10 protein-coding genes are annotated in these 12,048 nt (G+C 50.6%); 5 read left to right on the top strand and 5 right to left on the bottom strand.

What is annotated here, in order from left to right; all coding sequences use genetic code 11:
- Window positions 1-305: 305 nt before the first annotated feature.
- From BGX16_RS10705 to BGX16_RS10720, 4 genes are all read right to left on the bottom strand, one after another.
- Window positions 306-932: an FKBP-type peptidyl-prolyl cis-trans isomerase gene (locus BGX16_RS10705; RefSeq protein ID WP_100426025.1), complete on the bottom strand. Its 627-nt coding sequence runs from the start codon at window positions 930-932 to the stop codon at window positions 306-308.
- 36 nt (window positions 933-968) lie between these two features.
- The gene (locus BGX16_RS10710) at window positions 969-1,982 is read right to left on the bottom strand and encodes an RluA family pseudouridine synthase (protein ID WP_100426026.1); all 1,014 of its coding nucleotides are present in this window, start codon (window positions 1,980-1,982) and stop codon (window positions 969-971) included.
- A gap of 11 nt (window positions 1,983-1,993) precedes the next feature.
- Complete coding sequence (locus BGX16_RS10715; RefSeq protein ID WP_100426027.1) at window positions 1,994-3,568, bottom strand: NAD(P)/FAD-dependent oxidoreductase; 1,575 nt, start codon at window positions 3,566-3,568, stop codon at window positions 1,994-1,996.
- A 179-nt stretch (window positions 3,569-3,747) separates the two neighbouring features.
- Window positions 3,748-5,259, bottom strand: coding sequence for a FecR family protein (locus tag BGX16_RS10720; RefSeq protein ID WP_157797996.1), 1,512 nt, complete (start codon window positions 5,257-5,259; stop codon window positions 3,748-3,750).
- 90 nt (window positions 5,260-5,349) lie between these two features.
- On the opposite strand from BGX16_RS10720, the gene BGX16_RS10725 reads away from it, so the two are divergent.
- From BGX16_RS10725 to pflA, 5 genes are all read left to right on the top strand, one after another.
- Entirely contained in the window at window positions 5,350-5,640 is a 291-nt protein-coding gene (locus tag BGX16_RS10725) for a hypothetical protein (protein ID WP_100426029.1), read from the top strand.
- A gap of 1 nt (window position 5,641) precedes the next feature.
- On the top strand, window positions 5,642-6,142 hold the full coding sequence (gene ybeY, locus BGX16_RS10730) for an rRNA maturation RNase YbeY (RefSeq protein WP_100426030.1): 501 nt from the start codon (window positions 5,642-5,644) through the stop codon (window positions 6,140-6,142).
- Window positions 6,142-7,476: a hemolysin family protein gene (locus BGX16_RS10735; RefSeq protein ID WP_100426031.1), complete on the top strand. Its 1,335-nt coding sequence runs from the start codon at window positions 6,142-6,144 to the stop codon at window positions 7,474-7,476. The genes ybeY and BGX16_RS10735 overlap by 1 nt, the downstream gene beginning before the upstream one ends.
- A 192-nt stretch (window positions 7,477-7,668) precedes the next feature.
- Complete coding sequence (gene pflB, locus BGX16_RS10740) at window positions 7,669-9,912, top strand: formate C-acetyltransferase (protein ID WP_100426032.1); 2,244 nt, start codon at window positions 7,669-7,671, stop codon at window positions 9,910-9,912.
- Between the two features lie 8 nt (window positions 9,913-9,920).
- The gene (gene pflA, locus BGX16_RS10745; RefSeq protein ID WP_100426033.1) at window positions 9,921-10,670 is read left to right on the top strand and encodes a pyruvate formate-lyase-activating protein; all 750 of its coding nucleotides are present in this window, start codon (window positions 9,921-9,923) and stop codon (window positions 10,668-10,670) included.
- 58 nt (window positions 10,671-10,728) lie between these two features.
- Here pflA and xseA read toward each other — a convergent pair whose 3' ends face one another.
- On the bottom strand, window positions 10,729-12,018 hold the full coding sequence (gene xseA, locus BGX16_RS10750) for an exodeoxyribonuclease VII large subunit (protein WP_100426034.1): 1,290 nt from the start codon (window positions 12,016-12,018) through the stop codon (window positions 10,729-10,731).
- Window positions 12,019-12,048: the final 30 nt, after the last annotated feature.

The following is a 12,048-nucleotide window of genomic DNA, read 5'->3' on the forward strand; positions in this document are numbered from 1 at the left end:
TGTGGTCGGGCATGATCGAGGCGTAGGACTTTCTGCAAAAGTCCGCAAATCAGATTGTAAGCTTCCCCATAACACGGTGTTCCTCGCGAGTACGAACGTGCGTCCGCAGGCCTTGCACTTGTATCGCCTGGTTCCGTCCTTGCGGGACTTCTTGTCCAGTCCATGTACATCTGCCTGAGCAGGGCTATCTGCGGCGCAATCTCGTTCATCGCCACAAATGTTCATTCTAATGATGACAAATTATGTCATTTTGAACTTGTCAACAACCATTTGTGGGAACAGAGCCTAAAACAAAGAAAACGGAATTAGTTTTCCTTGTTCTTTTTTTTGCACTTGCATTCGTGATTCGGGTCGTCATGGTGACCACCGCAGCAGTGATGTTCACCGTCTTCGTCGTCATGTCCTTCGCCGTGGCAGCAGCAGTGATCGCCTTCTTCACCGTTTTCATGACCTTCGCCATGGCAGCAGCAGTGGTGCGGTTCCATCATTTCCTTGATCTCTGCTTCGGTCATGGTTTCTGCCTGCATCACTTCGATGTCAAAGTGCAGAGTTTTACCGGCGAGTTCGTGGTTCATGTCGATCATCACGTTGTCGCCTTCGACCTTCGAAACGGTGAGCGGCATCGGACCTGCCGGAGTATTGGCGTAAAAGACCATACCCGGTTCAATCTTGTCGGCCTGGAATGCGTTCTTCGGAATGGCGCGGACGAGTTCCGAATTGTATTCGCCGTAGCCTTCTTTCGGAGCGACGTCCACGGAGAACTTGTCGCCCACATTCCTACCGGTCAAAGCCTTTTCGAGACCCTGGACAATCATGCCTTGGCCGTGGATGTAGTTCAGTGGATCTTTGCCGACGGAAGAATCGATCACTTTGCCTTCGTCATCCTTGAGCGTGTAATGGATGGCGACTTTTGTGTTTTCAGCAATGGGCATGTGTATGTTCCTTTGGGGTTGTATGTGTAAAACTTTTTATTTGCGTGTCGGATTTTTCGGAGCGGATTTCTTGCGCAGATTGCGCAGTTCCTTGATGACACACTTGAGTTCCAGCGGAAGGGCGGAATCGATGCCGATCTTTTCGCCATGCCATTCAAAGTCAAGACGTGCGCTGTGCAAAAAGAGGCGCTTCAGACCAAAGTTCTTTTTGAATTCACGGTTCAACGAGAAGTCGCCGTAACGGCTGTCTCCGATCAACGGATGACCGATGCTTTCGAAGTGGGCGCGGATCTGGTGCATGCGTCCGGTTTCGAGGTCGATCTTCACGAGGTCGTAACCGTCAAAGCGTTCCTTGACCGCATAATGCGTGACCGCGTTGATACCTTCCTTGGTTCCGGTCTTCATTTTGGCACCGGCCTTGGAATCGGTGCGTTCGAGTGTCGTGTTGATCGTACCGCGTTCCTTATCAAGGTTTCCTTTGACGAGGGCGAGATAGTTTTTTTTGATCTGGTGCTCGCGGAGCATCTTGGTGAGTTCGCGGAGAGTGTCGCCGTGCAAGGCGGCCACGAGAAGCCCCGAGGTTTCTTCGTCTAAGCGGTGTGCAATCGTCGGCTTAAAATCGAGTTGCTGATCGTTGCCCCACTGCCAGAGCATTTCCACCAGGCTTTCGCCTTTGCGCGTGCCTGTTCCCGGCTGACTTGGAATTCCCGACGGCTTGTCGATAATCACAAAGTCTTCTTTTTCGAGCGCAATGTTCAGGTTCTGCTCCACAAAGTAACGTTCGGAGAACTGTGGCGCGGTACCCCAGGCCTTTTTCACCGGAGCTGCATTTTCATTTTCGTTTGCAATGCTCTTAAAGTTTTCGTAAATGTCGACCGTATCGCCTTCGTGTAGCGTCTGCGGAGCCTTGGCGTGAACTCCGTTCACACGGACTTTCTTTTTGCGCAGAATGGCGAAGAAAGTGGAAAGAGGTTCGTTTGGAAATGCCTTGCGCAAAAAACGGTCAAGGCGCATGTTTGCAAAATCACGATCGATAACTCGAGTAATCATAATCTGATGTCCTAATCTTTCGCCAGACGAACACGGTTCGAAAGTTTAATGCCGTCCGCCGCACTCGTCACGATGCCGCCCGTATAACCGGCACCTTCGCCGAGAACAAAAAGCCCCTTTGTCGAAACGCTTTCGAGCGTATCCGTATTTCGCACAATGCGCACCGGGGAACTGGTACGGGTTTCCGGTGCAACGATCAAGCCTTCCGAAATGAAGCCTGGAATCTTGCGTTCGAACTGTTCAAAACCGTCGGCGAGCGAATCGCAAATCGCATCGTCTAAAATGTCGCGGATCGAGCAGGGGACAACGCCCGTGAGGAATGTGCTCTTCGGCAGGGCAGAATCTTTTTTTTCGCTGAGGAAAGCCTTGATTGTCTGAGCGGGAGCGGTGTAATCCTTGCCGCCGATTTCAAAAGCTCTCTTTTCAAAACGGCGCTGCATTTCGATGCCGCCAAAAAGGCTTTCGCTTTTTTCAACCGGGACGACGATAGCTCCGTTGGCAAGCTTCCCGTTGCGCTTGCTGTAGCTCATGCCGTTTGTGGCCAGAGTTCCGTTTTCGGAGACGCATGGGACAAGAACTCCACCCGGGCACATGCAAAAACTGTAGGCTGCGGAAGTCTGGTTCAAAGTCTTTGCGGTCAAGGCGTATTCCGCACTGCCGGTCAGGTTTGTGTTGACGTTTGCCCCGTACTGTCTCAAGTTGATGAGCGACTGCGGATGTTCGACTCGAACACCCAGTGCAAACGCCTTGCTTTCTTCTTCAACGCCGCGTTCGTGCAAAAGCTCGTAAAGGAAACGCGCCGAATGTCCCGGCGCGAGCACCAGGTTATCGACGTTCTGCCAAGCCCCGTTGAACTTCGCCTTGGAAATGTTTCCGTTCGAAAGTTCAAAATCTTCGAGGGCGGTATGAAAATGCACTTCGCCACCGAGCGATAAAAATTCTTTTCGCAGAGAGCGCAGCAAAGGAACCAAGCGGTCTGTTCCGATATGCGGTTTTGCAAAGGTCAGCACATCGCTAGAAATTCCGAAATGCACCATGTCCGCAAGGACGGCGCTTGAAAATACGTTGCGAGAACGCGTGTTCAGTTTTCCGTCGGAGTAAGCTCCTGCGCCGCCTTCGCCAAACAGAACGTTTGAATGCGGATTGAACTTCCGGTCAACTGTAAAGCGGTGAATGTCGCCAAAACGCTCTTCTACTGGGCTTCCTTGTTCGTAAAGATGTACGCTAAAACCTTTGCGCTGCAGGGAAAGCGCGGCCCAAAGCCCGGCGGGGCCTGCGCCGACAACCGTGACATGCTTGGACAGCAAAACGGAATCTTTCAAAGGATCGCTGTCTAAAGTCTCTGCCTTTTCCGTCGCCGGAACGAGCCAGTGCGTCGGGTGCAAACGCTTTGCCGTTTCAAAACGGACGTTGTAACTCCAGTGCGGTGCACCGCGTTTGCGGGAGTCAAGCGCAAAACGTTCCACTTCCAAGTTCAGAATGGCGTCTTCATGGAGGCCTGTCGCATGGGCAAGCGCCGGTAAAATTTCGCCTTTCTTTTCGAGCGGAATGGAAAGTTCTCTAAAATGGTAAGCGTTTAATGACATGAGCCCTTAATTTAGAAAATGAGGGGAGAGGGAAGTTCTTTGTAAGTAAAAAGGACATTCATTGCCGCGAGAATTGTGAGTGAGGCCTATCGGAAAAAAGTACCCAAGGGTGATCACTTGGATACACCAAAGAAAAATGCCTGAGCCAAATAAGGAATTGGTGATTTTTAACCAATCCCTTAAAGATTGCAGAGGAACGAATCGGAAATTTCGGAACGATTCCCGGCCTCGTCTTCCACAAGAATTCTGTACTTGCGGTTGCCGCTGAGCATTGGAAGGCTTGCGCTTGGAATGTCCTGATTGTGTTCAGTCTTGAATGCCGGCATGCCATCGACGAATTCTTCGATGACGACCTTGCTGTTGTGCGTTCCGACAAGGCTATAACGGATTTCACACTTGTCCGCATTCGCCCCGATAATGCTGAGCTTCGGCGGGAAGGAAACCGGGATGGAATCCCGAAGGGTCTTCTTTTTGCTTTGGAGCGTCACGTAAATGAACTTTTCGGTCCAGCTGACGTTTGGATCGCGCGGTCTAAAGGTGTAGCTCACATGACCGCCTGCTTTCGGCGTGTTCAGGTTCGGGGAGGTAACGCTTCCGAGCGAAACGGTGACCTGGGCGTTCGGATCTTCGCTGAAGAAGTCCGCATTCACCGTGATTCCTTCGACCGTGTTCATCGAAAGTTTGCCCTGTTTCTGAATCCGGATAAAGGCGCTGTCGTCGTTGCTCGTCTGCTTCACGTATTCCACGTTTGCTTCCTTGCAAAGAACTTCGGCTTCTCCTTGGGCGCATTTTACGCGAATACGCTTGGTACCATAGGACTCCTTGTCCCAAATCACAGGAACGTCAAAGGTTCCTTCCTTCGACATGACCGCATCGATTCCGTTGACTCGGACGAGAACCGAGTCGGCGCACTTGCCTGAAACGTGGACTTCCGTTGCGGTGACGATGCTCGGCAGGGGATCGAAAGTGCAAGGATTTTGAAGGCTCGCATTCTTTGCGGCGAGATCCTTCGCTTTCTTTTCGAGATTGTCGGCTGTAAAGGTATTGTTCTTGCGTTCCTGGGTGATTTCCTTGGCGAGTCCCTTGGTGCCTGCATTCGGCGTTTTGAACTTGCGCATCGGCTTGCCCTTTTCTTGCACCAGGGTTTCGCCTCCGCTCAATTCCATTTCCTGTCCGGTCGTATCGGTAATGAGCATTTTACCCGTTTCGAGCGAAACGACGGTTCCTGCGGCAGAACCTTCGATAAAGCCGTTCGTGCCGCGGATTGCAGCGGTAGCGGTGCCGGTCTTGAATTGGAACTTCTCGTTGGATTTCTGTTTTTGCACGTCAAAGAAGACGCGTCCCGTGCGGATTTCCACCGTTTTGGTCGTCTCGTTCTTCTGATTGACCGCGTTTTCAAAGAGGATGGTCGTGTTTTCTTCGATGGTAATCGAACTGCCGTCAGAAAGAGCGATCCCCGCTTCGCTTTCGACAAGGGTTCGAATCAGGTCTTTTTCATGGACCTTGAGCCCGATTCGAAGGGGATTCCAGTTACTTTTGGCCTTTTTCTGGACGGTGACTTCTCCCAGAATGTAGCAGACTTTACCGACTGAGCCTGAATTGCCCGCGGCAAAAGTCGGAAGAATGAAAAGACTGCCGGCCAGAAGCGTTCTTGCGAAAAGACGGCTAAATGGAGAATGGAATTCGTTCAAAATCTCCCTCCTTGGGGCGTTGCCTTACTATTTTGGCAATATAGATTTTTATCTTTACAGGTAGTTTGTCAATTTTTTGAAGAGGTGATTATGGATACAGAAAATCTTGAACCGACCGTCGAATATACCGACGAAGAAACCGGTGAACTCGTTATCAAGGAACTTGCGAAGGAATATTTGAGCAAGGGCGCTTGGTCCACGATGATGTTCCTGTATCAGGATCGCAATGCGAAAACAGGCGAATTTGGGGAGCCGAAGGTCTCGATCCGCCGTTACCAGAAGCAACAGGGCGTCTTCAAGCAGAGAAGCAAGTTCAACATTTCGAACAAGGAACAGGCGAAGGCGATTATCACTGTTTTAAAGAAGTGGTACGAACTCTAATATGAAAAAGGAATCTCGATTACCGAATTTCCAGGTCAATCTTCTCGCAGAAAAAGAAGGCGAAGAGTTCCCGTGGAAGGCTCGTCTAGAACCGCTGGCCCGCAAGGTCTTGATTGAAGAAGGCCACCCGGAAAACGTCAATATCGTGATGTGCTCTGACCAGATGGTGCGCGAATTGAACCATCAATATCGCAAACTCGACAAGGTGACGGATGTCTTGAGCTTTGAATGGCACGAAGACTATCTTCTAGGTGAAATCTATATCGCCCACGATCAGGTCAAGCGCCAGGCGCCGAAGTTCGGCAACACGTTCTACATGGAACTCAAGCGCATGATTGTCCACGGTCTTTTGCACCTTTCGGGCTATGACCATCACACGGTCCCGGAACGCGTTGTGATGCGCCGTCGTGAACGGGAAATTCTCGGAATCGATCCTTATCGTCACGGAAAGAAAAAAACGGAAAAGACGGCGAAAGCCGCCCAAAAGAAGGGGAAGAACTGATGCCCTTTCTGACGTGGGTAGATAGTGTTACCCCTTGTATTGTTTTCGCGATTCTCTTTTTGTTCCTCTCGGGACTTTTCTCGCTGATTAAAATCGTATTCCTCGCTCTTTCGGTAACGACAGAAAGCGAAGAAGATGAAAAGCTCGTGAAAAAGGTGAATGCCTTTGTCGATGCTCCGGGCTTTAACGAAACCGTTTCGATCGCCCGCACCGTTTTGAATGTAGCAGCTGGCGTTCTCGGTTTTGTCGCAGCCTACGTTCTCACGGAAGGTTTTTACGGAAAGCCGATTCTCGGCGTTGCGCTCTATACGGTGCTCGCCGGTTTCATCACGTACTTCTTTGTGATTCTCGTCCCGAACATGTTCGGAGCGGTCAAGCCGGAAACCTTCTCGCATATTCTGCTTCCGATTTACAAGTATCTTCGCTTGCCGTTTATGCTGGAAGCAAAGCTTGCCAATATGCTGTATTTGAAGGTGCACAAGGCTTTGGGTTACGATTCCAAGTTGAGCTTCCTTTCCGAAGACAAGCGTGACGCTCTGCAGTCGGATCTTGATTCGGACATGTCTGATGAAGACGAAGACGCTCTCGATGAAGACGAGCGTCAGATGGTGCTGAACATATTTGACTTTGTGGAAACTCCGGTGCGTGAAATCATGACGCCGCGCGTAGACATGGTCGCCATCGACATTACGTCGAGCCTTGAAGAAACGATTCAGGTCTTGAACGAAGAACGCCATTCCCGTGTCCCGGTTTACCGCGAATCGGTCGACAACGTCATCGGCGTTCTTTCGGCACGCGACTTCCTCGAATGGTACACGGAACACGGTTCTGAAAAATTCGATTTGCAGTCGCTTTTGAATCCGGTCGTCTTCGTGTCTCAGCAAAAGAAGATCGACGATCTTTTACGCGAACTCCGCGAAAACGGCAATCAGCTTGCAATCGTTGTCGATGAATACGGTGGAGTCGCAGGTCTTGTGACTGTCGAAGATATCGTTGAAGAAATCGTCGGTGAAATCAAGGATGAAGACGACCTCGAAGAGGATGCGATGATCCAGAAGTTGAAAGATGGCCGCTACATTTTCAATCCGCTGATTACTCTTTCCGATTTTGAAGATGCGACGGAAATCGAGTTGAAAGAACCGGAAGGCATTCATGTCGAGACCGTTTCCGGTCTTATACTCGCAAAGCTCGGCACGATCCCGTCCGCCGGCGCCGAGGTGGATATAAGCGGTTACAGGTTCCGAGTCTTGCGCATGGAAGGCACCCGAATGACCAAAGCAATGCTCATTCCGCCCGACAAATTGACGCGCAAAGTACAGGCGATTTCCAAATAGTCAAGCCTTTTAGTCACAAAAAAGCGCCTAAGTGGATTACTGCGAGGGATTCTACATTTTTGTAGGATTCCTTCCGTTTTTTAAAGAGAAAACGGCAACGGAAGACGAAAATAAGTTCCCTTAAATGGCCTAATTTCCTATATTATTGTCGCTGTTAAAATCGATTAAAAACAAAAAAAAAGGAGAATCGTTATGATTCAGAATGAAGCTTGGGAAGGCTTTGAAGGTCGCATTTGGAAGGAAGAAATCAATGTCCGCGACTTTATCCAGAAAAATTATAAGCCGTACGATGGCGATGAAGAATTCCTCACCGGTCCTACGGACGCCACGAACCAGCTCTGGGGAGCTCTCCAGAAGCTTCAGAAAGAAGAACGTGCCAAGGGTGGCGTGCTCGACATGGATACAGACATCGTTTCCTCGATCACTTCCCACGCACCGGGCTACCTCAACAAGGATTTGGAACAGATTGTCGGTCTCCAGACCGATAAGCCGCTGAAACGCGCATTCATGCCGTTCGGTGGTATCCGCATGGCTGAAGAAGCTTGCGCGAACTACGGTTATACTCCGTCTCCGAAGCTCCACGAAATCTTCACGAAGTATCACAAGACTCACAACGACGGCGTCTTTGATGTCTATACTTCGGAAATGAAGCTCGCTCGTCACAGCCACATCGTGACCGGTCTTCCGGACACTTATGGCCGTGGTCGTATCGTCGGTGACTATCGTCGTGTCGCTCTTTATGGCATTGACTTCCTTATTGCAAAGAAACAGGAAGACAAGGATAACTGCGGCGATGGCACGATGACCGATGACGTCATTCGTCTCCGCGAAGAAATCTCTATGCAGATCAAGGCCCTCAAGGAATTGAAGGTCATGGCCGCTTCTTACGGCTTCGACATTTCTCAGCCGGCTAAGAACGCGAAGGAAGCCGTGCAATGGCTCTACTTTGGCTACCTCGGCGCTATCAAAACCCAGAACGGTGCAGCCATGTCCGTCGGTCGCGTCTCTACCTTCCTCGACATTTACATGGAACGTGACCTTGCTAAGGGTCTCATCACCGAGCAGCAGGCTCAGGAACTCATCGACCACTTGGTCATGAAGTGCCGCATGGTCAAGTTCGCTCGCATCCCGTCCTACAATGCGCTCTTCTCGGGTGACCCGGTGTGGGCGACTCTCGAAGTTGGCGGTACGGGTGTGGATGGCCGTCACATGGTCACCAAGAACGACTTCCGCTTCCTCCACACTCTTGAAAACATGGGCCCGTCTCCGGAACCGAACCTCACGGTTCTCTACACGAGCAAGCTCCCGGCAAACTTCAAGAAGTATGCTGCTAAGATTTCCGTGATTACAAGCTCGATCCAGTATGAAAACGACGATGTGATGAAGCCGGTTTGGGGTGATGACTACTCCATCTGCTGCTGCGTCTCTGCAACTCAGACTGGTAAGGAAATGCAGTTCTTCGGCGCTCGCGCTAACCTCGCTAAGGCATTGCTTTATGCGATCAACGGCGGTGTCGATGAAAAGAGCGGCGAACAGGTTGGTCCGTCCCTCTGCCCGATTACTTCTGAATACCTCGACTATGATGAAGTCGTGAAGAAGTATGACGCTATGCTCGAATGGCTCGCGAAGCTCTATGTGAATACTTTGAACGCCATCCAGTACATGCACGACAAGTACTACTATGAAGCCGAAGAAATGGCTCTCATCGATACGAACGTGCGTCGTACCTTCGCAACCGGTATCGCTGGCTTCTCTCATGTGATCGACTCCCTCTCTGCTATCAAGTATGCAAAGGTGAAGGTCATCCGTAACGAACAGGGCCTCGCTATCGATTACAAGACAGAAGGTGACTTCCCGAAGTATGGTAACGATGATGACCGCGCCGACAATATCGGTGTGGAACTCCTCCACAACTTCGTGAATAAGATCAAGAAGCATCACACCTACCGTAACTCTGAACCGACCACCTCGATTTTGACGATTACGTCTAACGTCGTTTACGGTAAGGCTACGGGTGCTATGCCGGACGGCCGTAAGGCTGGTGAACCGCTCTCTCCGGGCGCGAACCCGAGCTACGGTGCAGAACAGAACGGTCTCCTCGCTTCTCTCAACTCTGTTGCGAAGATTCCGTACCACTGGTCTCTCGACGGTATCAGCAATACCCAGACGATCAACCCGAGTGCACTCGGTCATAGTGATGAAGAACGTACGAACAACCTCGTTCAGGTTCTCGACGGTTACTTCGATCAGGGCTCTCACCACGTGAACGTGAACGTTTTCGGTCGTGAAAAGCTCATTGACGCTATGGAACACCCGGAAAAGGAAGAATACCAGAACTTCACCATTCGCGTGTCTGGCTACGCTGTTAAGTTCATCAACCTCACGAAGGAACAACAGATGGACGTTATCTCTCGTACCTGCCACGAAAGAATGTAATTGTTACAATGACGACTGGGCGCATTCATAAACTGGAAACTTTTGGTCTTGTGGATGGCCCTGGCGTGCGGTGTGTTGTGTTTACGCAAGGTTGCCGCATGCGTTGTCGTTATTGTCACAATCCGGAAACTTGGAATGGCTCCGAAGGCGGTACCCTGTACACGCCTCAGCAGCTTTTTTCTTTGGTTTATCGCTACAAATCTTACTGGAAAAATAATGGCGGTGTGACCGTGAGCGGTGGCGAGCCACTTCTCCAGTTGGATTTTTTAACAGAATTTTTTGAAATTTGCAGCGAGCATCATGTCCATACGGCTTTGGATACGAGCGGAAATCCGTTTGAAAATACTCCAGAGTATTTGGCTAAGTTCGACCGTCTTTTGGCGGCAACATCGATTGTTCTTTTGGATTTGAAAATGTTCGACAGCGAGGGTCATAAAAAATTGACTCGCCAGCCGAATGAGAACATTTTGGAGATGGCTCGTTATATTTCGGACAAGAACATCCCGATTTGGGTACGGCGCGTTCTTGTTCCTGGACTCACTGACAGCGATGAAGATTTGACGAACACCTACGAGTTTATTAAGACGCTTCCGTCTGTGCGTCGCGTTGAAGTGCTGCCGTATCACGCTTTTGCCATTCCCAAGTGGCAGGAACTCGGCATTCCGTATTCGCTGACGGATGTCCTGACCCCGACGCAAAAGCAGATCAAGCATGCGGAAGATATTTTGCATGTGAAAGATTTTCCGGACTATTCGTAATTGATGGAAAAATGAAAAAAGAAAGGCTTCGCGTTTGCGAGGCCTTTTTGAGTTAGAATTATTTGGCGATTGCCTGGACATTGCCGTCGGCGAAGTGCATTAAAAGTGCGTCGCCGGGTTTGACGTCGCTCGCGTTTTTGATGAGACCGTTTTTGCCCGTGGTGTACGAGTATCCGCGGGAAAGGATTCGCTTGGGATCGTTTGCTTTGACCTTTTCTTCGACGAGTTCAAACTTGGCCTTTTGCAGGGCGATGATCTTTTGCACGCCAAAGCTTAAACCTTCGATGTCGCGGCGGAGTTTTTCGCGTTCGCGTTCGAGCGTTCGCGCCGGGGCGCGCGCAATGTCGCGAGCGATCGCGGAAAGCTTTTGCCTTTCACTTGCGAGACGCTTTCCGAAGAGTGTGGAAATGTTCGTTTCGGTGCGGTGCAGGCGATCCTTGGATTCCGAGAGCTTCCGCTGGGAAGCGGTAGCGATTTGCAGCAGAACTTCGCGCAGGGAACGCTTGGCCTCTTCGGCGCGGGCGACAAGGAATTTGGCACAGTCCGTTGGAGTAATGCAGCTGCGGTAAGAAACCTGGTCGACAAGACTTTCGTCAATCTGGTGACCGATTCCTGTCAAAACGGGAACGGGGAAGAGTGCAATCGCGCGGCAGAGCGCTTCACTGTCGAAGTAGTTCAGGTCCGTTTTGGAGCCTCCTCCGCGCACAATGCAGACCGCGTCAAGGTCTGGAATGTTTTGAAGCTTGGCGAGGGCGGCAAGAACGGTCGCCTCTGTTTCGTTGCCTTGCATTTTGGCGTAGCCCGGAATGACTTCAAAGGAAAATCCCGAGTGGGCGAGAGTTGTTGTAAAGTCTTTGAAGGCGGCGGTCGTTTCGCCCGTAATCAGCCCGACCTTTAACGGCAAGGCTGCAAAGGGAAGCATTTTGTTGCGGTTCAGCAGTCCTTCTTTTTCAAGACGCTGTAGAATGGCCTGCTTTGTTTTGGCGAGTTCTCCGATGGTAAAGTTCGGGTCGATGTTTTTGATGTGGCATTGGAATTTTCCGCTGCCGATGTAGAAGTCCGCTTCGATGAATAAATTGACCTTGAGCTGCTCTTTGAGAACGAAGGGCATCGGGAGTTCTGCAAGGCGGGCTCGCATTTGGGCGTATTCTCCGGCGTACATATAAAGGTCGATTTTTGCAACCGGTTTAACGTCGTTTTCGGGGAATTCGGCGAGACTCATGTAGACCATTCGCCCGCGTTCCGTAATCTGTGTAATGACGCCGTTAACCCAAATCGGGGGGATTTGTGACGTTATCATTTTTTTTACAGCAGAAAGGTACTTGCTGACGGCAAAGGTTTTTTCCATAACCTTCACAATATGTATTTTTTAAGAAGG

Origin of the sequence: Hallerella succinigenes (genome assembly GCF_002797675.1) — a bacterium.
GTDB lineage: Bacteria > Fibrobacterota > Fibrobacteria > Fibrobacterales > Fibrobacteraceae > Hallerella > Hallerella succinigenes.

What these genes read in the sequence shown, in the direction of transcription:
- pflB (WP_100426032.1), top strand. Translation starts at nt 7,669, where the DNA reads ATGATTCAGAATGAAGCTTGGGAAGGCTTTGAAGGTCGCATTTGGAAG.
- BGX16_RS10715 (WP_100426027.1), bottom strand. Translation starts at nt 3,568, where the DNA reads ATGTCATTAAACGCTTACCATTTTAGAGAACTTTCCATTCCGCTCGAA.
- BGX16_RS10705 (WP_100426025.1), bottom strand. Translation starts at nt 932, where the DNA reads ATGCCCATTGCTGAAAACACAAAAGTCGCCATCCATTACACGCTCAAG.
- BGX16_RS10735 (WP_100426031.1), top strand. Translation starts at nt 6,142, where the DNA reads ATGCCCTTTCTGACGTGGGTAGATAGTGTTACCCCTTGTATTGTTTTC.
- ybeY (WP_100426030.1), top strand. Translation starts at nt 5,642, where the DNA reads ATGAAAAAGGAATCTCGATTACCGAATTTCCAGGTCAATCTTCTCGCA.
- xseA (WP_100426034.1), bottom strand. Translation starts at nt 12,018, where the DNA reads ATGGAAAAAACCTTTGCCGTCAGCAAGTACCTTTCTGCTGTAAAAAAA.
- pflA (WP_100426033.1), top strand. Translation starts at nt 9,921, where the DNA reads ATGACGACTGGGCGCATTCATAAACTGGAAACTTTTGGTCTTGTGGAT.
- BGX16_RS10710 (WP_100426026.1), bottom strand. Translation starts at nt 1,982, where the DNA reads ATGATTACTCGAGTTATCGATCGTGATTTTGCAAACATGCGCCTTGAC.
- BGX16_RS10725 (WP_100426029.1), top strand. Translation starts at nt 5,350, where the DNA reads ATGGATACAGAAAATCTTGAACCGACCGTCGAATATACCGACGAAGAA.